The organism is Xenorhabdus sp. IM139775 (assembly GCF_028598745.1).
Lineage (GTDB): Bacteria > Pseudomonadota > Gammaproteobacteria > Enterobacterales > Enterobacteriaceae > Xenorhabdus.
The window spans coordinates 41028-63731 of sequence record NZ_JAQRFK010000009.1; the positions used below are offsets into that span (position 1 = coordinate 41028).

24 protein-coding genes and 1 pseudogene are annotated in these 22704 nt (G+C 47.0%); 7 read left to right on the forward strand and 18 right to left on the reverse strand.

From position 1 onward, the window contains the following. Positions 1-5 precede the first annotated feature (5 nt). From PSI17_RS03415 to PSI17_RS03435, 5 genes are all read left to right on the forward strand, one after another. A complete protein-coding gene (locus tag PSI17_RS03415; RefSeq protein ID WP_273550617.1) occupies positions 6-1124 on the forward strand; it encodes a flagellar basal body P-ring protein FlgI in 1119 nt (372 codons plus the stop codon). Beyond that, entirely contained in the window at positions 1121-2119 is a 999-nt protein-coding gene (flgJ, locus tag PSI17_RS03420) for a flagellar assembly peptidoglycan hydrolase FlgJ (protein ID WP_273550649.1), read from the forward strand. The genes PSI17_RS03415 and flgJ overlap by 4 nt, the downstream gene beginning before the upstream one ends. Before the next feature lie 89 nt (positions 2120-2208). Continuing rightward, the gene (gene flgK, locus PSI17_RS03425; RefSeq protein ID WP_273550618.1) at positions 2209-3846 is read left to right on the forward strand and encodes a flagellar hook-associated protein FlgK; all 1638 of its coding nucleotides are present in this window, start codon (positions 2209-2211) and stop codon (positions 3844-3846) included. Positions 3847-3880: 34 nt separating this feature from the next. After that, positions 3881-4834 carry a flagellar hook-associated protein FlgL gene (gene flgL, locus PSI17_RS03430; RefSeq protein ID WP_273550619.1) on the forward strand — a complete coding sequence of 318 codons (954 nt, stop codon included), beginning with the start codon at positions 3881-3883 and terminating at the stop codon, positions 4832-4834. 517 nt (positions 4835-5351) lie between these two features. Beyond that, positions 5352-6224 (forward strand): hypothetical protein, encoded by an 873-nt coding sequence (locus PSI17_RS03435; protein ID WP_273550620.1) that lies wholly within the window; start codon positions 5352-5354, stop codon positions 6222-6224. Positions 6225-6638: 414 nt separating this feature from the next. Here the strand turns inward: PSI17_RS03435 and PSI17_RS03440 are convergent, their stop codons facing one another. Further along, on the reverse strand, positions 6639-7436 hold the full coding sequence (locus PSI17_RS03440; RefSeq protein ID WP_273550621.1) for a hypothetical protein: 798 nt from the start codon (positions 7434-7436) through the stop codon (positions 6639-6641). A gap of 341 nt (positions 7437-7777) precedes the next feature. On the opposite strand from PSI17_RS03440, the gene PSI17_RS03445 reads away from it, so the two are divergent. Then, positions 7778-8536, forward strand: coding sequence for an SDR family NAD(P)-dependent oxidoreductase (locus PSI17_RS03445; RefSeq protein WP_273550622.1), 759 nt, complete (start codon positions 7778-7780; stop codon positions 8534-8536). Here the strand turns inward: PSI17_RS03445 and fliR are convergent. The 13 genes from fliR to fliF all read right to left on the reverse strand — a co-directional run bounded on the left by fliR (position 8533) and on the right by fliF (position 19867). Next, a complete protein-coding gene (gene fliR, locus PSI17_RS03450; protein ID WP_273550623.1) occupies positions 8533-9315 on the reverse strand; it encodes a flagellar biosynthetic protein FliR in 783 nt (260 codons plus the stop codon). The two genes, PSI17_RS03445 and fliR, sit on opposite strands and share 4 nt — an antisense overlap. 2 nt (positions 9316-9317) lie before the next feature. Then, positions 9318-9587 carry a flagellar biosynthesis protein FliQ gene (gene fliQ / locus PSI17_RS03455; RefSeq protein WP_273550624.1) on the reverse strand — a complete coding sequence of 90 codons (270 nt, stop codon included), beginning with the start codon at positions 9585-9587 and terminating at the stop codon, positions 9318-9320. 64 nt (positions 9588-9651) lie between these two features. Next, complete coding sequence (gene fliP / locus PSI17_RS03460) at positions 9652-10389, reverse strand: flagellar type III secretion system pore protein FliP (protein WP_273550650.1); 738 nt, start codon at positions 10387-10389, stop codon at positions 9652-9654. 46 nt (positions 10390-10435) lie between these two features. Further along, the gene (gene fliO, locus PSI17_RS03465; RefSeq protein WP_273550625.1) at positions 10436-10921 is read right to left on the reverse strand and encodes a flagellar biosynthetic protein FliO; all 486 of its coding nucleotides are present in this window, start codon (positions 10919-10921) and stop codon (positions 10436-10438) included. Positions 10922-10923: 2 nt separating this feature from the next. Beyond that, positions 10924-11331, reverse strand: a complete 408-nt coding sequence (gene fliN / locus PSI17_RS03470) for a flagellar motor switch protein FliN (protein WP_273550626.1) — start codon at positions 11329-11331, stop codon at positions 10924-10926. After that, positions 11324-12331, reverse strand: a complete 1008-nt coding sequence (fliM, locus tag PSI17_RS03475) for a flagellar motor switch protein FliM (RefSeq protein WP_273550627.1) — start codon at positions 12329-12331, stop codon at positions 11324-11326. Before fliM ends, fliN begins: the two co-directional genes overlap by 8 nt. 5 nt (positions 12332-12336) lie before the next feature. After that, positions 12337-12813 carry a flagellar basal body-associated protein FliL gene (gene fliL / locus PSI17_RS03480; RefSeq protein ID WP_273550628.1) on the reverse strand — a complete coding sequence of 159 codons (477 nt, stop codon included), beginning with the start codon at positions 12811-12813 and terminating at the stop codon, positions 12337-12339. A gap of 183 nt (positions 12814-12996) precedes the next feature. Continuing rightward, positions 12997-14448: a flagellar hook-length control protein FliK gene (locus PSI17_RS03485; protein WP_273550629.1), complete on the reverse strand. Its 1452-nt coding sequence runs from the start codon at positions 14446-14448 to the stop codon at positions 12997-12999. Further along, positions 14445-14891 carry a flagellar export protein FliJ gene (gene fliJ / locus PSI17_RS03490; protein ID WP_273550630.1) on the reverse strand — a complete coding sequence of 149 codons (447 nt, stop codon included), beginning with the start codon at positions 14889-14891 and terminating at the stop codon, positions 14445-14447. Before fliJ ends, PSI17_RS03485 begins: the two co-directional genes overlap by 4 nt. A 192-nt stretch (positions 14892-15083) precedes the next feature. Beyond that, positions 15084-16448, reverse strand: coding sequence for a flagellar protein export ATPase FliI (fliI, locus tag PSI17_RS03495; protein ID WP_273550631.1), 1365 nt, complete (start codon positions 16446-16448; stop codon positions 15084-15086). Then, positions 16448-17152 carry a flagellar assembly protein FliH gene (fliH, locus tag PSI17_RS03500; protein WP_273550632.1) on the reverse strand — a complete coding sequence of 235 codons (705 nt, stop codon included), beginning with the start codon at positions 17150-17152 and terminating at the stop codon, positions 16448-16450. The genes fliI and fliH overlap by 1 nt, the downstream gene beginning before the upstream one ends. Next, entirely contained in the window at positions 17145-18137 is a 993-nt protein-coding gene (fliG, locus tag PSI17_RS03505; protein WP_273550633.1) for a flagellar motor switch protein FliG, read from the reverse strand. The genes fliH and fliG overlap by 8 nt, the downstream gene beginning before the upstream one ends. Next, positions 18134-19867 (reverse strand): flagellar basal-body MS-ring/collar protein FliF, encoded by a 1734-nt coding sequence (gene fliF / locus PSI17_RS03510; protein ID WP_273550634.1) that lies wholly within the window; start codon positions 19865-19867, stop codon positions 18134-18136. The genes fliG and fliF overlap by 4 nt, the downstream gene beginning before the upstream one ends. A 284-nt stretch (positions 19868-20151) precedes the next feature. On the opposite strand from fliF, the gene fliE reads away from it, so the two are divergent. Continuing rightward, the gene (fliE, locus tag PSI17_RS03515; RefSeq protein WP_273550635.1) at positions 20152-20463 is read left to right on the forward strand and encodes a flagellar hook-basal body complex protein FliE; all 312 of its coding nucleotides are present in this window, start codon (positions 20152-20154) and stop codon (positions 20461-20463) included. 30 nt (positions 20464-20493) lie between these two features. Here the strand turns inward: fliE and PSI17_RS03520 are convergent, their stop codons facing one another. From PSI17_RS03520 to fliS, 4 genes and pseudogenes are all read right to left on the reverse strand, one after another. After that, positions 20494-20709: a hypothetical protein gene (locus tag PSI17_RS03520; protein ID WP_273550636.1), complete on the reverse strand. Its 216-nt coding sequence runs from the start codon at positions 20707-20709 to the stop codon at positions 20494-20496. 72 nt (positions 20710-20781) lie between these two features. Continuing rightward, a pseudogene (locus PSI17_RS03525) lies at positions 20782-21309 on the reverse strand (SDR family oxidoreductase); the annotation flags it as partial. A 605-nt stretch (positions 21310-21914) separates the two neighbouring features. Then, entirely contained in the window at positions 21915-22289 is a 375-nt protein-coding gene (fliT, locus tag PSI17_RS03530; protein WP_273550637.1) for a flagella biosynthesis regulatory protein FliT, read from the reverse strand. Continuing rightward, complete coding sequence (gene fliS / locus PSI17_RS03535; RefSeq protein ID WP_273550638.1) at positions 22286-22699, reverse strand: flagellar export chaperone FliS; 414 nt, start codon at positions 22697-22699, stop codon at positions 22286-22288. Before fliS ends, fliT begins: the two co-directional genes overlap by 4 nt. Between the last annotated feature and the right edge of the window lie 5 nt (positions 22700-22704).

Here is a 22704-nt window from a genome sequence, read left to right on the forward strand (position 1 = left end):
TCGGGATGAAAAAATTAGTCGCCAGCCTTTTTACGCTGTTGTTGGTGCTGTCTGGTATGTTCACATCGACGGCGGTTTTTGCCGAACGTATTCGTGATTTGACGACGATTGAAGGCGTGAGGGATAACGCGCTGATTGGTTACGGTTTGGTGGTGGGTCTGGATGGAACGGGTGACCAAACCATGCAAACCCCTTTCACCACCCAAAGCCTGAGCAATATGTTGTCGCAGTTGGGAATTACCGTCCCCTCTGGGACGAATATGCAGCTTAAAAACGTCGCTGCCGTGATGGTCACAGCCAAGCTGCCCCCTTTTGCGCGTGCAGGGCAAAATATTGACATTGTTGTTTCCTCGTTGGGTAATGCCAAGAGTTTGCGAGGAGGGACACTGCTGATGACCCCATTGAAAGGGGTGGATAATCAAATTTATGCGCTGGCTCAGGGCAATATTCTCGTGGGGGGCGCAGGGGCGAGTGCCGGTGGTAACAGTATTAAAATCAATCAGCTTGCGGGCGGCCGTATCTCCAATGGGGCGGTGATTGAGCGTGAACTGTCAACCCGGTTCGGCCAGAAAGGCACGTTAAACCTGCAACTGAATGATGATGATTTCGGGCTGGCCCAGCAAATCAGTGATGCGGTTAACCGGTTGAAAGGCACGGGAACGGCGACTCCGCTGGACTCCCGCACGGTTCAGCTTCGTTTGCCGACAGAGAACAGCGAACAGGTGAAATTCCTGGCCCAAGTGCAGAATTTGGCTATTCGTGTGGATGCCGGCGATGCCAAAGTGATCTTCAATTCCCGTACCGGATCGGTGGTGATGAACCGCAATGTCACGTTGGACAGTTGTGCGATTGCCCATGGTAGTTTGTCGGTGACCGTTGAACGTCAGGTGGTGGTCAATCAGCCCGATACGCCATTGGCGGGAGGCAGCACGGTCGTCACCCGTAATACCGGCGTCGGCATTCAGGAGCAGGGCGGCGCATTGCAACAAGTCAATGCCAGCGCGAATCTGACGCAAGTGGTGCGTGCGTTGAATGCGTTGGGTGCAACTCCCACAGATTTAATGTCGATTTTGCAGGCGATGGAGAGCGCCGGTTGTCTGCGGGCGAAACTGGAGATTATCTGATGAGTGATTTTCTGACGATGTCCAATGCCGCTTATGATGTTAATTCACTGCATTCACTGAAAGCCAAATTATCACAGGAACCACAACAAGGGCTACGGCAAGTAGCCCAACAACTGGAAGGTGTCTTCGTCCAGATGATGCTGAAAAGCATGCGCTCCTCGTTGCCGCAGGATGGCATGCTCAGCAGTGAGCAGACCCGCTTTTATACTTCGATGTACGATCAACAAATCGCCCAAGACCTTTCGCAAAAAGGGCTGGGCTTTGCTGACATGATCGTCAAACAGTTCTCTAGTGCTAATCAGGTGCCGAGTGAATTAGCCGAGGCCGTGCCGATGCCGCTGGATGATAATGAAATCCTGCAAACATTACCGAAACAGGCACTGGAGCCGTTTATGCGTCGGGTTATGCCTGACGCGATGTCTAAGAACGACATGTCCGAAAATCCGTCTTCGTCCTTCTCCCGGCGGGTCGTTCAACCGAAGCCCTTACCGATGAACAGTGCCAGCTTTGTTTCGATGCTTTCCCTGCCGGCACAGTTGGCAAGCCAGCAAAGCGGTATTCCTCATTTATTGATCATTGCACAGGCGGCGCTGGAATCCGGTTGGGGACAACGGGAAATTCTGACGGCGGAAGGTCAACCGAGCCATAACCTGTTTGGTATCAAAGCGGGGAAACAGTGGAAAGGGCCGGTCACCCATATCATGACCACGGAATACATTGAGGGTGAACCGAAGAAAATGCAGGACAGTTTCCGGGTGTATGGTTCTTATGTGGAAGCGATAACCGATTACGTCAAGCTCCTGACGGAAAACCCCCGTTACGCCAAGGTTGCTGGGTCAACGACGGCAGAGCAGGGCGCTTATTCCTTGCAGGATGCGGGATATGCCACTGATCCCGGCTATGCCAAAAAATTAGTCTCACTGATCCAGCAGTTAAAGAATACCGGCCATCAAATGGCAAAAGCCTATTCTGATGATTTCGATAACTTGTTTTAAGCTCAAGGATCTGGCGATTTTGCCGATAACGGTAGCAGTACATGACCTCCCAAGACGGAGGCATAACGAAAACGTAAAAGGATCACCATATGTCCAATAGTCTTATGAATACTGCCATGAGCGGTATTAATGCTGCACAGGTGGCAATGAGTGTCGTGGGTAATAATATTTCCAACTCTAAAACTGAAGGGTATAACCGACAGACAACCGTCATGTCGCAGAATAACGGCAGCCTGTCTCCGGTTGGCTTTATCGGCAATGGCGCGCACGTTAATTCCATTAATCGCCAATATAATGAGTTTGTCACCCAGCAACATCATGCGGCACAAACCAAATATGCGGAATTAGTCACATACAATAATGAAATTTCTCAAGTTGATAATCTGCTGGCGGATAAGGCAACCAGCCTTTCCAGCGCTATGGCAGACTTTTTCAGCAGCCTGAGCACGCTTGAAAATAATGCCGAAGACAGTGCGGCAAGAACCACCGTGCGGGGAAAAGCGGAAGGGTTGGTTAACCGATTTAAAGAAGCTGATCAAGTTCTCCGTAATCTGGACAGGGGTATTAATAGCCAAATTGAGAAGCATGTCAAAGAAATCAATAAACATGCAGAAGAAATTGCCTTTCTGAACGATGAAATTTCTCGTATGCGTGGCGCGGGAACCGGTGAACCGCTTGCTTTACTCGATAAGCGTGACGATGTGCTGGGTAAGTTAAATCAACTGATTGAAGTAGAAATGACCCAGCAGGATGGGGGCGTCTACAACGTCTCATTTGGTGGTGGCATGTCACTGGTATCGGGCAGCAAATCCCATCGGTTGGAAGCGATCCCATCCAGTACAGACGGCAGCCGTATCACACTGGGTTATAACAATGGTACGGGTACGAGAGAAATTGATGGGCGTTTTATCTCGCAAGGGAAATTGGGCGGCACATTGCGTGTGCGTAATGAAGTCATCGATCCAACCCGCAATCAATTAAACCAGTTGGGATTAGTGATGGCGGATCAATTCAATCAGGTTCAGCGCGCGGGTTTCGATCTGAACGATGAACCAGGGATTGATTTCTTCGGCTTTTCCAAGCCAGACACCATTGCCAACAGCAACAATAAAGGTACGGCTGAAGTGACTGTGGAATATGCCGATACCACCAAAGTCAAAGCCAGTGACTACACCATCGAATACGAAGGTGGAAATTGGAAAGTCCAGCGTGTTGCTGACAAGGAAATGATCTCTGCGGTTAAAAAGGGTGATGCGCTGGAATTTGATGGGTTGAAAGTTAACATCAAGGCGACCAACCCACAGGAAAATGATCGCTACACCCTGAAAACGGTCAGTAGCGTCATCGCCGCACTGGAAGTCAAGATTACAGATTCCGCCCAACTGGCAATGTCTGGTACCAAAGGTTCAGGCCCCAGTAATAACACCAATGCGCAGAAATTCACTCTCCTGCAAAAAGCAAAGCTGGTTGAGGGTAAAAATACCTTTACGGATGCCTATGCTTCGCTGGCCAGTACCGTGGGCAGCAAAGCCAGTAGCGCTAAACACAATGTAGAGGCTCAGAAGGTCATCGTCGATGAACTTCATAAAACTCGCGAGTCTGTTTCTGGCGTCAATATGGATGAAGAATACGGCGAACTGCAACGTTTGCAGCAATATTATTTGGCAAATGCCCGTGTTATCCAGACGGCATCGACACTGTTCAATGCCATTTTAGATCTCCGTTAATGCGTTGTGGCTGAAGAAAAAAAGAGGTGATATTGTGCGTGTAAGTACCAATCTTTTATATAGCCAAAAAATGAATGGGATTTTTGGCGCCCAAGCTAAATGGATGCAGCATGGTGAACAGTTATCCACTGGGAAACGTGTCATCAACCCATCGGATGATCCGTTGGCGGCTTCGCAGAACATTATGGTTGCCCAATCTGAGTCGCAAAACCAGCAATATGTGACGGCGCGTATTTTTGCCAAGAACACGATGTCAACCCAAATGGACACTATCGCCAGTGCTGGATCGGTGACACGGAATGTTTTTGCAACCTTAGTCGCCGCAGCAGATGAACAGAGCGATCACGACCGGGCCTCTTATGCTCAGGAGCTGGAAGGGCTTAAACAGCAATTGCTGAACCTCGGCAATAAAACCGATGGCAATGGCCGTTATATTTTTGCGGGTTATAAGACGGATACCCCGCCTTTCGAAGCTAATGACAATGGCAAAGGGAAAGTTCACTACAAAGGTGGACATGAAGCCATCAGCCAAAGGGTGGATGACAATCGCACCATGGTTATCGCCCATACAGGGCAGAAAGTTTTTTTATCAACAACATCTAACCCGATCCCGGATGCAGAACCCGATATTTTTGCCGCCATTGATCTGGCGATAGAAGGCCTGAGAAGACCCTTTACAGAGGCCAGCGAAGCAGAAAGAGATGAGTCACTGGCGTTGATTAACAAAGCTAACCGAAGTATACGGAATAGTATAAACAACTTCTCTTCGGCGGAAGCGGAGCTGGGTTTACAGCTTCAGGAAATGGATCAACTGGACGCGCTGGCCGGTGAACGCAGCATTGCCAATAAAGTTCGTATGGGTGAATTGATGGATGCGGATTTGGTATCTGCCATTTCCGGTTATTATCAGGAACAAGCGGCACTACAGGCTTCCTATAAGGCTTTCTCTGACTTAAAAGGGATGTCGCTATTTGAGATGTATCGCTGATTAAATCTCTTCCTGTTCCAAGTTGCAGCTTGCTTGGCTGCAACTTGGCATCTTGTCAGGCTGCCAAAATATTCAGATACCAGCTAATTTGTATTAATGTAACATCATACATTATTATGGTTTGTTTATTTGTTGTTTAATCTTTTCCTTGTTAGTTTATATTTTTATATTAAGCTTTATGTATAATCTATAAACTTCAAATTACAGATCGCAAGATGAAAAATCATATTATTATCCTCCCAGCGTCTCGGGGAGATAACAAGTGTATCTTGAAGTACGACGAGTAGATGTTAATGGTATATATAAATGTTCGTTTCTCACGTTTATATCTAATAATTGATTCGTTATATTGATAATGAGTATTTTTATTGGAGGTTAAATAGGTTTTCATAATAGTGATACACTCAAATTATAAGGCAGTGATCTACAATTTTTAATTGTTATTTAATTTTATGTAAATAGATATATTGTTAATAGGGAAACCCTTAAATATATTTAAACTAAATATGGTGATTCTATGAATAGTGATAGTGATAGTGATGGTGCTAGTAAAGATCCTGAAATTATAGAGCTTGATTTTGACGTAATAGACTTAAAATCAAAATCAGAATCTATTATAGAATTTAACGATATCCCATTAATGAATTCTGGTATTATGCTGTATAGCAGGAGCCGACAACCAGGAAATAAAAATATGTCTCTTTCGTACAAAAGACTGAGGGAGATTATTATTGGAATCTTTGGAGAGGAAGAGAATAGAGAAGAAATAGTGAGGCAAGTAATAATACTTATTGTAGAAAGGAATAAAATCGGAGTGCAGCATGGGGCTGGAGTCGCGGAATTTTTTAAAGACAGATTAGAAGATCGTGATAAATCTTATAGTAGTAGTACTTCATCTATGATGTCTACCGCACTTAGTGTGGTTTCCTCGGCCACCATTGCCACGGCTACAGGCGGATCTGCAGGTTTAATTGCTGGTTTAAGTATGGGGTCGATAACACCTAAAGAGATAGTAGATGGTGCAAACACTGCCTACCATAAATTTGGAAAGCCTTTAATTTCAGGAGCATCAGGTGCAGCTTCTGCAGGGAGAGGTATGTATTTTGCGTATGGTTGGCTCAACAAAGTTGTTAACCAAATGACTCTTGACAGAAAAATTCGGGTTATAAAAGCACTTGAAGGAGATATTGCATCTTATAAAAACTCTGTTGCTTCATCTAATTCGGATAATCCAGAGGAAGAAAAATTTATTGGGATTGAATTTCAGAATACAAATTTCACTGGAGAGCCAAAAGAATATTTTTTCCTCGTAGATCCGAAAATAGAAGATGCGATAGATAAGATCGTTGAATTATATTTTGAATATTGTAATTCACTTGATGCAACATAACATTGATTTTGACAGGGAATTAGCGGTTGATAATCTACCTTCTTTTCTTGGTAAGACAAGTATGAGAAAACGCAATATCAGCTGCTAATTGAAAAAACCTCCTACACTTTACTCTATAATAACTATAGAGAAAATGCGATAAGAAATATTCAAACAATTCACATGATGTTGGTTTTTCCTCACGGCGGAAATTTGCCTGCTCCTGCCTTGACTGGAAAGAACGGCATTTTCATCTTGGTGGTTTTTTAGGGGCATCATTGCTTGATATTTTTCTCAAGAAAAATGGGTGCTTAAACAATTGGATAGCCGGGAATTGGTATTAACCGAATCAGGAAATCGAGTGCTTAAGTAAAAGTTTGGTGTGGAATAGATGGAAGATTTCACTAATAAGTAAAATCTCCCTATCATGATTTTTTAAAATATTGTGCATTTTCTGGTTTGAGGTTTTCCATCTATAATCGATTTTCCCTGCGGGGGAATTTCAATACTGGAAATGGTTGTTCTGTTTCCTCTTTCTATTGCAGTATAAGTATATCTCCCTAATGGAGAGTGATTAAAATCAAGCGCGTTATTATCATGATCATTAATATCATAGTCATTAATATAAATCGTTTTTCCTCTAAAACTCCATTCAGTCATTTTCATTTTCCATCGGTAATTATAAAAGTCAGCAGGACAAACAATGCCAGCCCAAGGATCACAGATCCATGAATCTTTTGGAAACGTGTCAGGGGAGGATGTCTCGCCAAGGCCGGGGATATCTTTACCGGGAGGGTAAACTATCACAAAAGCATGGTCGTAAGGGTATTGCAGGCTAAGAATTTGTAAAGTTAATGGAGTCTGGTCATCTGTATAGTTTAATATTGAATGATAAAATAAGTGACGGAGAGTGTTCTTATGTTTTTTCTTCAGATGATATAAGGCATAAATAGATAATAAAAGACAGTTGCTAACTAAAAATTTACGCTTGTTCTTATGCAGGTAATGATATATTTCCTGGTCGTTTTTTTGCTTGTTTGGTTCTTCTGAAAATAATTCCCTGTGTAATATTTCAAAAATATGATTTCTTGCATGGACGCTTATTTCATTATATAAATCCTTTTTTTCTCCTGATGGTATATTAGGATCGTAATAACCAATATTCCATGATTTTCCTTTAAAGATCGCTTGCGCTGCCCGCATGGCATCATGCAAAACTTCTTCAATTGTCATATTAATATCCTTAATTTATTTGATTGATTTTACTTATAAAGTTAAAAAAGATAAAACATAAGGAAAACTAAATATTATTATTGATAACTGCATGTAATAGTCATGAATATAAATTAATACGCCATTTTTTAGTATTAAACAAGAAATATTTTTTCTTGTAATTAACTCATTGAATTATAGGTGAACCTTAAATTTTGCTGCAATTTGAAATCATTGGGAATAAACTCTGTCCGACCTGTCATCAAGTCGTTAATAATTGTTCAGGCATAAAAAAGAGGTTGCTTGCCCACAGGGGCAGAATTTATGGCGAGTTTTGCACATACCTTAATGAGGATAATAAAATGAATCGATTCGAGGATAAAGTTGTCATTATTACTGGCGCAGGCAGCGGCATTGGTGAGGCGACCGCAAAGCGTTTTTCACAAGAAGGTGCCATTGTTGTCTTGGCCGGGCGGGATACAGATAAACTTAACCATGTGTGCAGTGAATTGTCATCGGACAAAACGCTCGTGATCCAGACCGATGTGGCGAACCGGGGATCGGTTAAAAATATGGTTGATGAAACAGTCAGGCACTTTGGCCGGATAGATATTCTGGTCAATAATGCAGGCCTGTATGTTGTCGGTGATTTATTAAGTGTCTCTCAGGAAGAGGGGGATGAAGTGCTGGCGACGAATCTTAATGGTGTGCTCAATTGTAGTTATTCCGCTTTGCCGCATTTACTGAAAAGTCAGGGATGTATTGTCAATAATGCGTCGGTATCCGGATTGGGCGGCGATTGGGGAGGCGCACATTATTGCGCAGCAAAAGGCGCGGTGGTCAACGTGACCCGAGCCATGGCACTGGATTACGGCGCTCAGGGCATTCGTGTCAATGCTGTGTGCCCAAGTTTAGTGATGACGCCAATGGTTGCCCGTTTTGACGATGAAACTTTGCACTATTTCGATAGCCGAATCCCGTTAAAGAGAGCGGGTCAACCTTCTGAAGTGGCAGCCGCCATTACCTTTTTAGCCAGTGAAGATGCCAGCTTTATCAATGGGGTAAATTTACCGATAGATGGCGGTGTTAGCGCATCCAATGGCCAACCCAATTTTAATTAGCCCGATATTTCACTGACAATCACCGCCAGACGGTCGAACATTTCGCCAAATAACCGCTCAGTAAATGGCACCAGCAGTGGGAATAACAGGGACAGCGTGAAAATTCCCACTGTCAGGGTCAACGGAAAACCGATCACAAATACCGAGAGCTGCGGTGTCATGCGGTTTAAAATCCCCAGAGAAAAGTTCAAGACCAGCAGCAGGGTAATCATTGGCATTGCCAGCATCATGCCATTGACAAAGATCAGGCTGGCACTTTGGGATAACAATAAAAAACCTTTCGGGTTCAATTGGGTGACTTGAATCGGAATGGAATAAAACGTATCGGCCAGAATCGACAAGAGCCATAAATGCCCATCAAAAGCCAAGAACAGCAACATCATCATCATATTGAGAATCCGGGCTAAGATAGGCATATTCGGGCCACCGGTCGGATCAAAAAATGTGGCGAATGAAAGTCCCATTTGTAAGCCGAGAACTTCACCGGCATGGCGTACTATGGCAAAGGCGATCTGCATGGTCAGTCCCAAGGCCATACCAATCAAGACTTGTTGTATCAAGACCCAAATTCCGGCCACAGAAAAGATCGGAATTTGAGGAGATGGCAGAGTCGGGACGAGTAAGGCAGTGATGAATAATGCCAAACCAATTTTAACTTTTATCGGTATCTGTTTTTCACTGAAAATGGGTGCCGTACTGAACAAGGCTAACAGGCGCGCTAACGGCCAAAAAAAATCGCTGACCAGGCGGGAAAGGGTTTCGCTGTCAAACGGGATCATAATTAACCGATAATCGCCGGAATGCTGCTAAACAGTGTGCGCATGTAGTCCAGCAGCAAGTTTAGCATCCACGGCCCTGCGGCGACGATGGTCACGACAACGGCCAGGATTTTTGGAATAAACGATAAGGTCATCTCATTTATCTGAGTTGCCGCCTGCAATAAGCTGATGATCAAGCCACAAACCAAGGCAGATAAAAGGAGTGGTGCAGCCAATGCCAATGCCACTTTCATTGCCTCAACACCGAGGGCCATTACTGATTCTGGAGTCATAATTTCCTCAGACCGCTTTTTGATCTTTATTCTTAAGATGTCACACTCAATATCAGGCTGCTGGCTAGACATAAAAACTTTGTGCCAGTGAACCCAGCAATAATTGCCAACCATCCACCAAGACAAACAGCATCAGTTTGAACGGGAGTGATATGGTGGCCGGCGGCACCATCATCATCCCCAATGCCATCAAGACACTGGCAACCACCAGATCGATAATCAGGAATGGGATGAAGAGGGTAAAGCCAATCTGGAACGCAGTTTTCAATTCACTGGTAATAAATGCGGGAACCAGCACACGCATGGGAACTGAGTCCGCCGTTTCAAAGGCTTCTTGATTGGCAAGGCGGGCAAACAGTGCCAGATCATTTTCCCGTGTCTGACGCAACATAAATTGGCGCAAGGGCTGGGCACCCTGATCCAAGGCGACTTCCAGCGTGATTTTATCCTCGCTGTAAGGCAGGTAAGCGTTTTGATAGACTTTATCAAATACCGGCGCCATGATGAAAAAAGTCATAAACAGCGCTAATCCCAGCATCACTTGGTTGGGGGGTGCGGAAGGGGTTCCCAGTGCATTGCGCAGCAAACCCAGTACGATGATGATGCGGGTAAAACTGGTCATCATCAGCAGGGCTGCGGGGATAAAGCCCAATGCCGTGATGAAAATCAGGGTCTGAACCGGCAATGACCAACTTTGCCCGCCATTGGCCAAGGGCTGGCTGATGATACCCGGAAACTCGGCCGCCGCACTCATGGGGAACAGCGGCAGCAGGAGTGCCATAAACAGTGTCATCAAACGCATGACACATTTCTTGCCGACCATTCGATTGCCTGTCATAAAAAAAACGCTATTTTTCATCATCGTCCTTGTTATTCTTGCTCTTTCGCTGGAGCGTATTTTTTAGCATCTGACCAAATGGCAGCGATTTGAGCGGGCTTTCCTGATCCTGATTGTCTGGCGGGGCAGGCATTTGGTGCAGCATCGTGATTTGTTGGGATGTAACCCCCAAAACCAGCCAGTTATCTTCGACTTCGACCACCACAACCCGCTCTTTCGGCCCAAGGGAGCAGCTTGCCTTAACATTCAACAAACGATGATTTTTGCTTTTCGCGGGCGTAAAACCCAAACGGCGGACTAACCATGTCATCAAGAAAATCAGCAACAAGATACCGCCCAGGGCACTGCTGACCTGCATCAGCGTTTGGCCGGCCGGCAGGGGTTCAGTGTTGATCGTACTCACATGAGCATGACTGACCGTCGTGTTAACCGGTGCAGCACCAGATGCCGCACCCGGTTGGAAAGACGCATGAACAGAGGGCTGGGTCGCCATCATCGTTAACGACTCAAGCGACGCATACGCTCAGAAGGCGTGATGATATCGGTGATACGGATACCGTATTTATCGGAGACGACAACCACTTCTCCCTGTGCAATCAAATAACCATTAATCAGAATATCCAACGGTTCGCCCGCCAGCCCATCAAGCGGAACCACTGAGCCTTGTGACAGCCTCAGGAGTTGTTTGATGGTCATTTTCGTCCGGCCCAACTCAACGGAGAGCTTGACGGGAATATCCATGATCAGATCAATATCGGAAAGTTGGGCCAACGCATCCTGCACATCCAGATTTTCAAATATTGACGCGCCGCCGTCAGAGGTTTGCTGTGCGGCCTGTTGTTCCAGCGCTTCTGCCCACATATCTTCAGTCGAGCTGGTATCTGTAGGTTGTTTAGCATCACTCATTGGGCTTTTCCTCATCCAGAGCAGTTAAAACAGGGTTAATCAGGTGTTCAACACGCAGGGCATACTGCCCGTTCAGTGTTCCATATTGACTGGTGAGCACCGGCACACCATCAACGTGAACGATTAGGCGTTCAGGTTTTTCAATCGGCAAGATATCGCCTTTTCTCAATTTAAGGATCTTTGATAGCCGCAGGGGAATATCAACAAAGTTCGCCACCAGTTCTAATTCTGAATGCTGAACTTGTTTCACCAGACTGTTACGCCACTGGCTCTCTTCCTGACGCACATTTTCCACCGGCGGATTGGTCAGGCGCTCGCGCAAAGGCTCGATCATGGCGAAGGGAATACAAATATTGAATTCCCCGGTCAATGCGCCGATCTCGACCTGAAACGGCGTCGTCACCACGATATCGTTCGGTGACGTGGTGATATTGGTGAATTTCACCTGAGTCTCGGAACGCACATATTCCACTTCAAGTTTAAAGATGGAATCCCAGGCGTCACGATAGGCATCCAGTGCCAGTTTCAGCATCCGGTTAATGATCCGCTGCTCGGTATAGGTAAATTCACGGCCTTCCACTTTGGTTGGAAAACGACCATCACCGCCAAACAGGTTATCAACAGCGATATAAACTAAGCTCGGCTCGAAAGCGAAGAGTGCGGTTCCCCTCAATGGCTTCAAATGAACCAGATTGAGGTTGGTCGGCACGGCCAGATTGCGGGCAAAGTCGTGATAAGGCTGAACCTTGATGGCACCGACCGTAATATCCGGACTGCGGCGCAGCATGTTAAACAGCCCCATCCTGAATTGGCGGGCAAAACGTTCATTGATGATTTCCAGTGACTGCAAACGTTCGCGTACAACACGGCGTTGCGTATTGGGATCATAAGGACGAACCTCATTTTCTCCGGACGCGGTTTGTTCTACGTCATCAGCAGAGGCACTGTCACCATTGAGCAGAGCATCAATCTCTGCTTGTGAAAGAATATTGTCACTCATTGTGATTATCGCAGAATAAACGTGGTAAATAACACATCGGTGATTTCCTGATCGGGTTCACCGGGTATTAGTGTCGGGTGTAGTGTCTGTTTGATATCTGCCACCAAACGCATTTTTCCATCATCTTTGGCCAGATCGGTCGCTTTCTGGCGAGACAATAACAGCAACATACGGCTACGAACTTCTGGCAGATAATCATGGAAGCGCTGACGGGTTTTAGGGTCAGTTAAACGTAATGTGATGCCAACATACAGAACACGATCAAAGTGTTCTTCGTTGTCAATCAAATTGACCGTAAAAGGCTCCAGAGTCATGAATACGGGGGTATCAGTAACTTTGGTTTTTTCTGAACTATTATTGGTTGACTGGCTCATTACCCACCAGCTATACCCTCCAATGGCAGCACCAAGAACAGCAATCAGTATTAACAGTATCATCCAAATTGGATTTTTGCGTTTATGCTCGTAGCTATAATCAGACATGGACAAACAAGTTCCTGTTTTCTGTTGCGAACAAGTCTCCGCGCATTCCGTGGCGGAGCCCTTATCCATCAAAATCGATCCCAATTATCCCGCGTCTTTGTTCCGGCAATGGCTGGAACAAACGGAAAAAAAACCATTAACTCACACGTTTGTTATCGATCTTTTTTCGTTAGGCAAAATTCGTCAGGCAAAAGTATCAACGCCTCCGCGCGCCAAGGTGAGTTGTTGGGGGGTTACCCTGATAGCAGATGGATGAGAAACCGTCATTTCTGTTGCAGCCGCGGAATCATGTCCTTGAGTTTCGGCATGGGAACCGGAATGGCTGTTCGGGTTATTGGCAAAATGCTCTTGTTGGGCGTGGCCTTGGGCATCACTATTGACACTGCTTTGCGCCAGTTGAATGCCATTTTCAGCCAGCGCATGGCGTAATCCCGGCAATGCCGCTTCCAGTGCTGCGCGAACATTCTGATGGGCGGAAACAAAATGCAGTTGTGCCTGATTGTCTTCAACGCTCATGCGGATATGCAGCGCACCCAGTTCTTGGGGATGCAGGCGAAGTTCTGCCTGTTGCAGACCATGACGGTTAAAAAACAGCACCTGTTGATTGAGCTGTTGCTGCCACTCTTCACTGCCAAGATGAGCACTTAATAATGGTGCCGCCGTGCTGTGCAGTTGAAGTTGCCCCGTCGGGTGTTGTCCGGCGGAAAGCAGGGCAGGCGTTGCCAATAGCGCAGGTGAGTCGATTGGCGCTGTCTCTGCCGTGGATGTTGCCCATGCAGGAGCGGCCTGAATGGCGGTTTGGGGCAGATTTGACGCTTTGTTATTGTCTGAAGCGGTATGGTTTGAAGCGATATAGTCTGAAACAGACTTGCCTGAAACGGCATTTTTGGCAATCGTATTGCCAGATCCCGCTTTATTATGGGCCGCAAGATGGCCGGCCGTCAGTTTGGTTTCTCCGGCGAGCGGGGCTAACTCAGGTTGAAGGTTGGTGGCAGCCTCGCCCTGATTATTCAGGCGGGCTTCTTGTTTAGCAGAAAGCTGAACACTTTCAGGTTGCTCACCGGCTTTAACGTGTTGCGCAAAATGGGGATCGATGAATCGGCCATCTTTGATATTGCTATCCAACCGCGTACTGACAGGACTGTTTTCACTATCCAGCCCGGTATTTTCTGACACTGTATTTTCCAACAATGTATTTTCCAACGACTCATCCCCCATCTGCACATTGGCGTTTTCAGGCGCGGCCGCAGAATTTGCCTGAGGCGGCAACAACCCGGCAAGCTGGATGGGGATAGCCGCACTTAATGCTTCGGCTGACAACAGGTCGTTTTCTTTCAATCCCGCAAATTCAGCGCGGTTTTCTTGCTGTGCCGCTTCTTCTGCCGGTGATTTGTCCTTGACCACACGGTTATCTGACGCTGTTGCCAACGGCGTCAGTGGCTTTTCTGCTGTGTTATCCGAGGCCGATTTATCTGCTGCAATGGTAGGCTTCGTGGAGGGCTTGTGCATAGACGCTGTTTCTGCATTAAGCAGTTGCTCAAATTGAGAAGAAGGGTTATCAAGCCCGGAATTCTTCAAAGCCGGCTGACCTTTGTCCGTGATGTTTAAATCTGTAGGCAAAAGAGTGAGATTCATGGTTTCATCCTCCGTTGTGCGCCGCGTTGTGCATACTCATCCATTTGTTTTTGTTCCATGCGATTTTGGCGTAACTTCAAATTATGTTCCGCCCGCTGTTGCAGTGTGTCGAAAGCGTTCAGGCGCTGCTGTTTTTCCTGCCATTGTAACATGGCTTGCTCAAGACGTTTTTTCCATTGATTGAGTTGTAATCTGTGCTGTTCAATTGCCATTTCCAGCGTTTTCATAAACTGCTGATAATTTTGCCAGGTCGAACAGGACATACCGCTGCTGAGGGTGTCATTCAAACGGGTACGATATTCATCCTGATAATTCATTAACGCCGTGAGTTGTTGCTCCATTTGCTGGTGACTTTGCCGAATGCGTGCCAATTGTGAGGCCGCCTGTTCTGCGGCATCTTGGGCCAGTTCGCGCAATGTCATGAGAGGGGAGTGTTGTTGCATGTATTTCCTCGTGTTAATCACCAACCAGACATCAGCGTGACTGAATGACATCCATAGTTAAACGATATTGGCTAAACGATATTGGCTAAATGATATCGGCACGTCATTGATAAACGTTATACCCCTTGGCAAAGTGATTCATTATTCCGGCAGAAAATAGCTATGCCGGTAAATAGTTATTTCGGTAAATAGTTATACCGGCAATAATTGTTGAAGCTGATTACAAGCCGCATCGTACTCGCTGCGTTCGTCAATGCCCTGTTGCAGGAATTGAGCCAGATGCGGATAAAGCTCAATCGCCCGATCCAGCAGGGGATCACTGCCCGCAGCGTAGGCGCCAACGTTGATCAAATCCCGGTTGCGTTGGTAACTGGAGAGCAACTGTTTGAAATGCTGGACGCGCCGGTAATGGTTCTTGTCGATCAGTGCGGTCATGGCACGACTGATGGAAGCCTCAATATCAATGGCAGGATAATGACCGGATTCTGCCAGCGAACGCGATAGCACTATATGACCATCCAGGATGGCGCGAGCCGCATCGGCAATCGGGTCTTGCTGGTCATCGCCTTCTGTCAGTACCGTATAAAATGCCGTGATGGAGCCGCCATCACTGACACCATTACCGGCTCTTTCGACCAGTGCCGGTAATTTGGCAAAGACAGAAGGGGGATAGCCTTTGGTTGCCGGTGGTTCACCGATAGCCAAGGCAATTTCACGCTGCGCCATACTGTAACGGGTCAGGGAATCCATGATCAGCAGGACATGTTTACCCCGGTCACGAAAATCCTCGGCGATGCGGGTCGCATAAGCAGCGCCCTGCATTCTCAGCAATGGCGAAACATCGGCGGGCGCGGCGACAACCACTGAGCGTGACAATCCTTCCACTCCCAAAATATTTTCGATAAAGTCCTTAACTTCACGGCCACGCTCACCAATCAATCCCACCACAATCACATCAGCTTGGGTATAACGCGCCATCATGCCAAGCAGCACACTTTTACCGACCCCGGAGCCGGCAAATAATCCCATGCGCTGTCCACGGCCGACGGTCAGCAGGGCATTGATGGCACGAACACCGACATCCAGTACATTGCTGATGGGGGTTCTTTGCAGGGGATTGAACGGCGTGGTGGTCAGGGGAGCGCGATAACCCGTGTCAGGGGCAGGTAAACCATCAAGGGGGCGACCTGCGCCATCCAGAACCCGGCCGAGCAATTCAGGTCCCAGAGGCAAGCGCCGCCCGCCGCCCGTCTCTTCGCCATAAGAACGGGCATAGACGCGGGCACCCGGCACAATGCCTTCCAATTCTTCCAGTGGCATCAATAACAGTTTTTCGCCGTTAAAACCGACGACTTCACTTTCCACTTCTTCAATGGTGTTGCCATTTTGACGCTCGATCAGACAAGTCGCGCCGAGCGGCATGTGCAAGCCCGTCGCTTCCAGCACCAAGCCGGTGGCGCGGGTCAGGCGCCCATAGCGGCGTACTTTTGGGGTTTTTTCCAGCCGCTTTTCCAAAGAATCCAAGGTTGCCAGCCAGCGGCCAAGTCTTGCGGTCATCACCATTCTCCCGCCGCGGCCAGACGGCACATTTCATGCCAGCGGGTAGCCAGACTGGCGTCCATATCGCCTTCATCCGCCGTGATTTTACAGCCGCCCGGATGGAGTTTGTTATCAGCAACCAAACGCCAGTCGTGCAGGGACAAAACGTCCCCCAATTGTTGCTCAACCAAGGGAATGTTTTGCGGATGAACCCGCAATTGTGGTTTTCCGCTGAACATGGGTTCTTGCTGGATAAATTCGCGGATCTGGCTCAACAGGGCAGTACCGTCACAAACTGCGGGCTGCCCCAGAATATGATGGGCAGCGGTCAGTGAAAGTTGCATCAGGCGGGATGCGATAACCGTATCCAGCCCATCCAGTGAATGGCTAAAGTCCGCCAGTAAGGTTTTCCACTGATCAATAATCACTTGCTGTTGTTGCTGGGCTTCCAGCAAACCTTGTTCCAGCCCGGCTTGCCGGCCTTCCTGAATCCCTTGGTCATAACCCTGCACCTGACCTTCTGCCAAGCCCTGCGCATGACCCGCCTGACGAGCCTGCTCTTTCAGCTCGTCCAGCACTCTGGCTTGTTCCAGCAGCCGATCTTGTTCGCTAAATGCCTGTACCTCTTCCAAGGGTTCCAGTTTTGCCCGCAGCGTTTCCCACTGAGTCAATTCACCCGGCAGCCACGGCCGCCAGTTTCTGCTATTTGACTGATCAGACATAGGTATCGTCACCCCCATTCAGGAGCATTTCGCCACTTTCTGCCAGACGACGAACAACAAGCAGGATGGCCTTCTGTTCAGCTTCCACCTGAGACATACGGACAGGGCCACGATTGGCCAAATCATCGCGCATGATTTCAGCCGCACGTTGCGACATATTGTTGAGGAAGTGATCGCGCAATGCCTGATCGCAACCTTTCAATGCCACCAGCAAGGAATCGGTTGAAACTTCCTGCAACAGGCGTTGGATACTGCGATCGTCCACGTTGATAAGGTTTTCGAACAGGAACATTTCGTCGATGATTTTCTGTGCCAGTTCGTTATCGTAGGAACGAACGGCATCAATGACACCTTCTTCCTGCTGGCTTTTCATCAGGTTGATGATTTCTGCCGCCGTGCGGATACCCCCCATCTTGCTGCGTTTCAGGTTCTGGCCATCCAGCAGGGTATTCAGCACTTCCGTCAATTCCGCCAACGCAGAGGGCTGTACGCCACCAAAAGTGGCAATACGCAGCATCACATCGTTGCGCAGGCGATCATCAAACAGGGCGAGGATATCGGCGGCCTGACCACGGTTTAGGTGAACCAAAATGGTGGCAATGATCTGCGGATGTTCATCGCGGATCATATCGGCTGCCATTTGTGGCTCCATAAAGTTGAGGGTTTCGATGCCCGTTGTGGTATCACGGGACTCAAGGATATCTTCAAGCAAGCTGGACGCCCGTTCTTCACCCAAGGCTTTGATCAGGACACTGCGCAGGTAGTCGTTGGCATTGATGCTGAGGGCAGTGAACTGCCCGGCATCTTCTTCAAACTCTGCCAGTACGTCAACCAGTTGCTGGTTGGAGACTTGTTTCATCCCCGCCATCGCAATACTTAATTGTTGTACTTCCCTGGAATTCAGGTGCTTGAACACCTCGGCCGCCTGATCTTCTCCCAGGGTCATTAACATGACGGCACTTCTTTCTGTTCCGGTCAGGCTCATTGTTCGTTACTCATCCATTGGCGGATCACCAGCGCGACGACGCGAGGATCTTTTTCTGCAAGTTCACGGATACGCTGGCTTTGCAGTTCAGCATTGACACGTTGGCGAGCCATCTGACGACGCATTTTTTCGTCCAATTCCGCATTGGTTTCTGTTTTCGGTTTCGACTGATTCTTCTGCGCATCCAGGGCGGCTTTCTCCGCAGTCCGTTTTTTGGCGATTTGTGGCACGATCATCTTACGCCACAATAGCCATGCAACCAGAATCAGCAGTAACCAACGACCAGCTTCCAACAATTTTTCCAGCAGGGCAGGGTGCTGCCAGAATGGCAACGGTTCTAATACTTCGGCGGTGTTATTGAACGGGGTATTCACTACATTCAGGCTATCGCCGCGGGAAGCAGAGAAACCCATTGCTTCACGGGTCAAGGCTTCGATCTGTGCTAGCTGTTCTGGTGTCAGTGCCTGGGTTTCAGCGCCTTTTTCGCCCTGAACCGTGGCGTAGTTAATCACAACCGCAACCGAAAGCCGCTTCACGGTGCCAGCCTGTAATTGGGTATGGCGAATGGTGCGATCCACTTCATAGTTAGTGGTTTCGTCATAACGGTTATTGCGGTTGTTGCTGACCATGCGCTCGTAACTATTGTTTCTGTTAGCACTATTGTTTCTGTTAGCACTATTATTGCGCTGTGGGTCAGGTTTTTCGTCACCGTTGCCTTTGGCATTGGCGTTCGGTTTTTCAATCGGGGCACTTGGTGCGGCACTGGGTTGGTTTGACAATGCGCCCGGCACACCACCGACCAATGGCCCGCCGCTTTGCTCGCTGGTACTGCTCTGTTTGGAACGAATTGCCGCCTGATTCGGTGGCTGGTTAGGCTTATATTCTTCCGCTGTTTCTTCGCGACGGGAGAAATCAACCTGTGCCGTGACCTGTGCCTGCACATTACCACGACCAACCACAGGTGCCAGAATGGTTTCAATGCGATGCTGGAAACGATTTTCCACTTCCTGCGTATATTTTAACTGAGTGGTGTTCAAATCGCGGCCGGTGGCATCGCTCTGTGTCAGCAATCGCCCGGATTGATCCACAATCGTGACATTACCCGCAGGTAAACCGGCAACACTGCTTGAAATCATATGCACGATGGCATTGATTTGTCCTTCATCCAGCACACGGCCTTGCAGCAATCCCACCGTCACTGAGGCGGATGGCGCTTTTTGTTCACGCACAAACAGAGAAGGCTTAGGCAGGGCCAGATGGACGCGTGCACTCTGAACCGGGCCGAGTGATTCGACGGTACGCGCCAGTTCACCTTCCAGCGCGCGTTGGTAATTGATCTGTTCACTGAACTGGCTGATACCGAATTTTTCTTTATCCAATAGCTCAAAACCCGCTGCTCCCCCTTTAGGCAGCCCTTGCTGTGCCAGTTTCAGGCGAGTCTCATGAACTTTATCGGCAGGTATCATGAGCGCGGAGCCATTCTCAGTAAAACGATAAGGGACGTTCATCTGGGTTAATTGCGTAACGATTTCGCCACCATCCTTATCACTCAGGTTGCTGTAAAGCACCCGGTAATCGGGGCTGCGTAACCAGAGAAACAGGGCGATGACGATAGCGATGGCCGCAGAGCCAGCAACTAATAACGGAACTTTTGGATCAGCTTTTACCCTGCTGATGACAGCGTTGAACCCTTTGTTTTGGTTTTCAACGTCAGTTGTTGCTGCACTCATAGACGATCCTTGCCTTGCTGGTCAACATGAATACTAAAAGCGTGGCGTAACAAAACAGACTCCCCATACGCAAGCGAAAAGATTCTTCCTATTATTAATCCCACCATTATTGGCTGTTCATACCTCTTTTAATGGCACAATAAGCTTCGAATTTTGACTTCAATTACCCGCTTTAGTTTAGAAAGGCTATGTTACGGTGGCAGTCGTGGAAAATTGCCAACCAGCCCATGGCTAATATGGCACTTAATCACATAATCAATAGGGTGATTTAACGCGAGGTTTTTATGTCAATTCCGGCAATTGAAGGTGTACTGCAACAGATGCAGACTCAGGCATTGCAAGCAGCAAGCATTGCCAAACCGATGCCAGTACAGGGCGGTTTTGCCAGCCAACTGACCGCCGCAGTCGAAAAAATAAACCAAACACGCTTGGGCACGGTCAAGCAGGCGCAAAGTTTCACGCTGGGCGCACCGGGTGTGGAGCTAAATGATGTGATGGTGAATATGCAGAAATCGAACATTTCTCTGCAAATGGGAATTCAGGTGAGAAATAAGCTGGTCGGTGCGTATCATGAGATTATGAATATGCAGGTGTGATTTTGTAATCAATTGATAAATATATAGTAATTATTTCGCTTTTATTTCTTGGGGCATATATGGGGCAATTGTGAGTTTTTCATTGAATAGCTTAATTTGATCATCACTATTCTCATTCATCCATGCCCCGTGGACATGGTGAGCCATTTGCGATGATACGTGCCCCATTTGTGTTGCAATAAATGATGGGTTAGCTCCAGCGGGTATCCAGCAGGTAGTCGTTTGCGCAGTTTGATAGTTAGCCAATGGATCGCATTTAAGCAAAAATCACATCTCCCGGATATTTCATCTCGGAGAGTTGCTAAGTGAGTTTCCAATTTATAAACCACCGCATAAGTCTGTAAAGCTTCCTGTCACAAATGAAGCTTCGTCACTCAGTAGCCAAAGGATCGCATTTGCAACCTCTTCAGGCGTTCCACCTCTTTGCATCGGGAAGTTCTTGGCAATACGATCAACTCTGGAAGGCTCACCGCCATCAGCATGAATATCGGTGTAAATGCCTCCCGGACGAACGCAGTTGACGCGTATGCCGTCAGCGGCGGCTTCTTTAGATAATCCTGTCGTAAAGGTATCAACTGCACCTTTCGACGCAGCATAATCAATGTATTCGAAAGGTGAGCCACTTTTCGATGCACCTGATGAAACGTTAACAATTGAACCTCCATAGCCCCCCCTGGAAATCGACATACGCTTAATCGCTTCAGAAGAACAATAAAAATGACTCATGACATTGGTCAATAGTACTTGTTGAAATCGTTCCCCATCCATATCAATTAAGGGCATTTTTTGTTTTAAGATCCCAACATTATTGACAAGGTGAGTAATACGCCCTAATTGAGTATCAATACCCTAAACAGAAATGGTCTGGCAAAGGCATTGAACGAAACTGGGTATATTGAGCGGACACTGTTTATGCCCGCGAGTTTCGCCCCGTCCCTGCCTCGGCGCGTGTAGGCGGCGGTCAGGTTGTGGAGTACGGTGTATATGCCGGAAGATTCGGTGTGGAATTTGCTGGAGGGGCGGTTTAGTGGCTGGATTTTGAGCCAGCGATAAAATTCAGCGGTAAATTCCCTTTTGTCAGGGGATGTCTGGCGATAAATAACAGAAGAAAACCTTATTTAGGAAATGGATAATAGCGCAATGATAAATCTATTATTTATATAGTTTTTCAGCATTATTCATCTTTTAACTAAAAATAATAGGTGATGATAATATCCCCTGTTAATTATCCCAAAGGTTCGGTTCGTCACTATCATTTGATGGTTAATTTTTTGTTAAAAAAACAAGTAACTTGTCTTGCTTGTTTGCAAATTATAAATACAATAAAGTGCCGAATTAGATTAACCAAAAAAACGATAGTGACGAATCAACACCGCCCAAAATAAAAAATAAATGACACCATTAATCAGGGTGATGGTTAAATGGGATCACGGGTGTTTTTTTCTCCGGAGCTATTTTGATTCTGTTGTTGTCAACTCCATTTCATAGTGACTGGCAGGGAACTGTCCGTAGGTATCATGTAAACGTTGTTTACAGCTTTCCTGTTTAATCAGGTCGCTGAGTTCATTTAACCTTCTTTGCAATAATCGCTTAGTTTCTTTTTCATTATCCAAGACAGTTTGCAAAATTTTGGTCAATTGCTGCTGTAATGAAATAGGGGGGTCTGAATTTTCCGATAGTGAAGTCACCACTTCGACTGCTGTCAGATAAGTGATCTCCATGTCAATAAGTTCATCCCACTTTGCATTTCTGGCTAAATCAATCATTTGCTCACTTAAACTAAGGATCTGCTGATAAGCTGACAAAAGATCCATATCATTTTTCATTCAACAATATCCTGACTGGCGTTGTAATGAGAACCTATTTGCCGCCAAGCACCTGAAATCTCGGTCAGTAAATCAATGACTTCGGTAATGGCCTTCTCATCATTGCGTAAATTGGCATGGAGCAAGCGGCGGCTCATATACTCATATAAAGCAAAAAGATTATGGGCAATCTCACCGCCTTTTTCGAAATCTAATCCCTCTTTAAGACCATTATCAATGATATTGATTGCCTTTGAAATAGCTAAACCTTTTTCCGGGATATTACCCTGCTGCATCAGAATAATTGCACGACGCAGGGCGCTGAGCGCCCCGTTGAACAATATCTGAATCAACTGATAAGGAGAGGCATTCATAATTTCGCTCTCAAGATCTACCTGAGCATATAATTGGCTTGCCGAACGTTGATACATTAGTG

Bases quoted from the DNA above. Each gene is read 5' to 3' on its own strand.
- fliR (WP_273550623.1), bottom strand. From the start codon at position 9,315: ATGATCCCGTTTGACAGCGAAACCCTTTCCCGCCTGGTCAGCGATTTT.
- fliM (WP_273550627.1), bottom strand. From the start codon at position 12,331: ATGAGTGACAATATTCTTTCACAAGCAGAGATTGATGCTCTGCTCAAT.
- fliG (WP_273550633.1), bottom strand. From the start codon at position 18,137: ATGAGCCTGACCGGAACAGAAAGAAGTGCCGTCATGTTAATGACCCTG.
- fliQ (WP_273550624.1), bottom strand. From the start codon at position 9,587: ATGACTCCAGAATCAGTAATGGCCCTCGGTGTTGAGGCAATGAAAGTG.
- fliE (WP_273550635.1), top strand. From the start codon at position 20,152: ATGTCAATTCCGGCAATTGAAGGTGTACTGCAACAGATGCAGACTCAG.
- PSI17_RS03440 (WP_273550621.1), bottom strand. From the start codon at position 7,436: ATGACAATTGAAGAAGTTTTGCATGATGCCATGCGGGCAGCGCAAGCG.
- fliI (WP_273550631.1), bottom strand. From the start codon at position 16,448: ATGACCGCAAGACTTGGCCGCTGGCTGGCAACCTTGGATTCTTTGGAA.
- fliH (WP_273550632.1), bottom strand. From the start codon at position 17,152: ATGTCTGATCAGTCAAATAGCAGAAACTGGCGGCCGTGGCTGCCGGGT.
- fliT (WP_273550637.1), bottom strand. From the start codon at position 22,289: ATGAAAAATGATATGGATCTTTTGTCAGCTTATCAGCAGATCCTTAGT.
- fliJ (WP_273550630.1), bottom strand. From the start codon at position 14,891: ATGCAACAACACTCCCCTCTCATGACATTGCGCGAACTGGCCCAAGAT.
- PSI17_RS03415 (WP_273550617.1), top strand. From the start codon at position 6: ATGAAAAAATTAGTCGCCAGCCTTTTTACGCTGTTGTTGGTGCTGTCT.
- fliO (WP_273550625.1), bottom strand. From the start codon at position 10,921: ATGATGGCGACCCAGCCCTCTGTTCATGCGTCTTTCCAACCGGGTGCG.
- flgK (WP_273550618.1), top strand. From the start codon at position 2,209: ATGTCCAATAGTCTTATGAATACTGCCATGAGCGGTATTAATGCTGCA.
- fliN (WP_273550626.1), bottom strand. From the start codon at position 11,331: ATGAGTGATGCTAAACAACCTACAGATACCAGCTCGACTGAAGATATG.
- fliF (WP_273550634.1), bottom strand. From the start codon at position 19,867: ATGAGTGCAGCAACAACTGACGTTGAAAACCAAAACAAAGGGTTCAAC.
- fliS (WP_273550638.1), bottom strand. From the start codon at position 22,699: ATGTATCAACGTTCGGCAAGCCAATTATATGCTCAGGTAGATCTTGAG.
- fliP (WP_273550650.1), bottom strand. From the start codon at position 10,389: ATGCGTTTGATGACACTGTTTATGGCACTCCTGCTGCCGCTGTTCCCC.
- PSI17_RS03435 (WP_273550620.1), top strand. From the start codon at position 5,352: ATGAATAGTGATAGTGATAGTGATGGTGCTAGTAAAGATCCTGAAATT.
- PSI17_RS03445 (WP_273550622.1), top strand. From the start codon at position 7,778: ATGAATCGATTCGAGGATAAAGTTGTCATTATTACTGGCGCAGGCAGC.
- fliL (WP_273550628.1), bottom strand. From the start codon at position 12,813: ATGTCTGATTATAGCTACGAGCATAAACGCAAAAATCCAATTTGGATG.
- PSI17_RS03485 (WP_273550629.1), bottom strand. From the start codon at position 14,448: ATGAATCTCACTCTTTTGCCTACAGATTTAAACATCACGGACAAAGGT.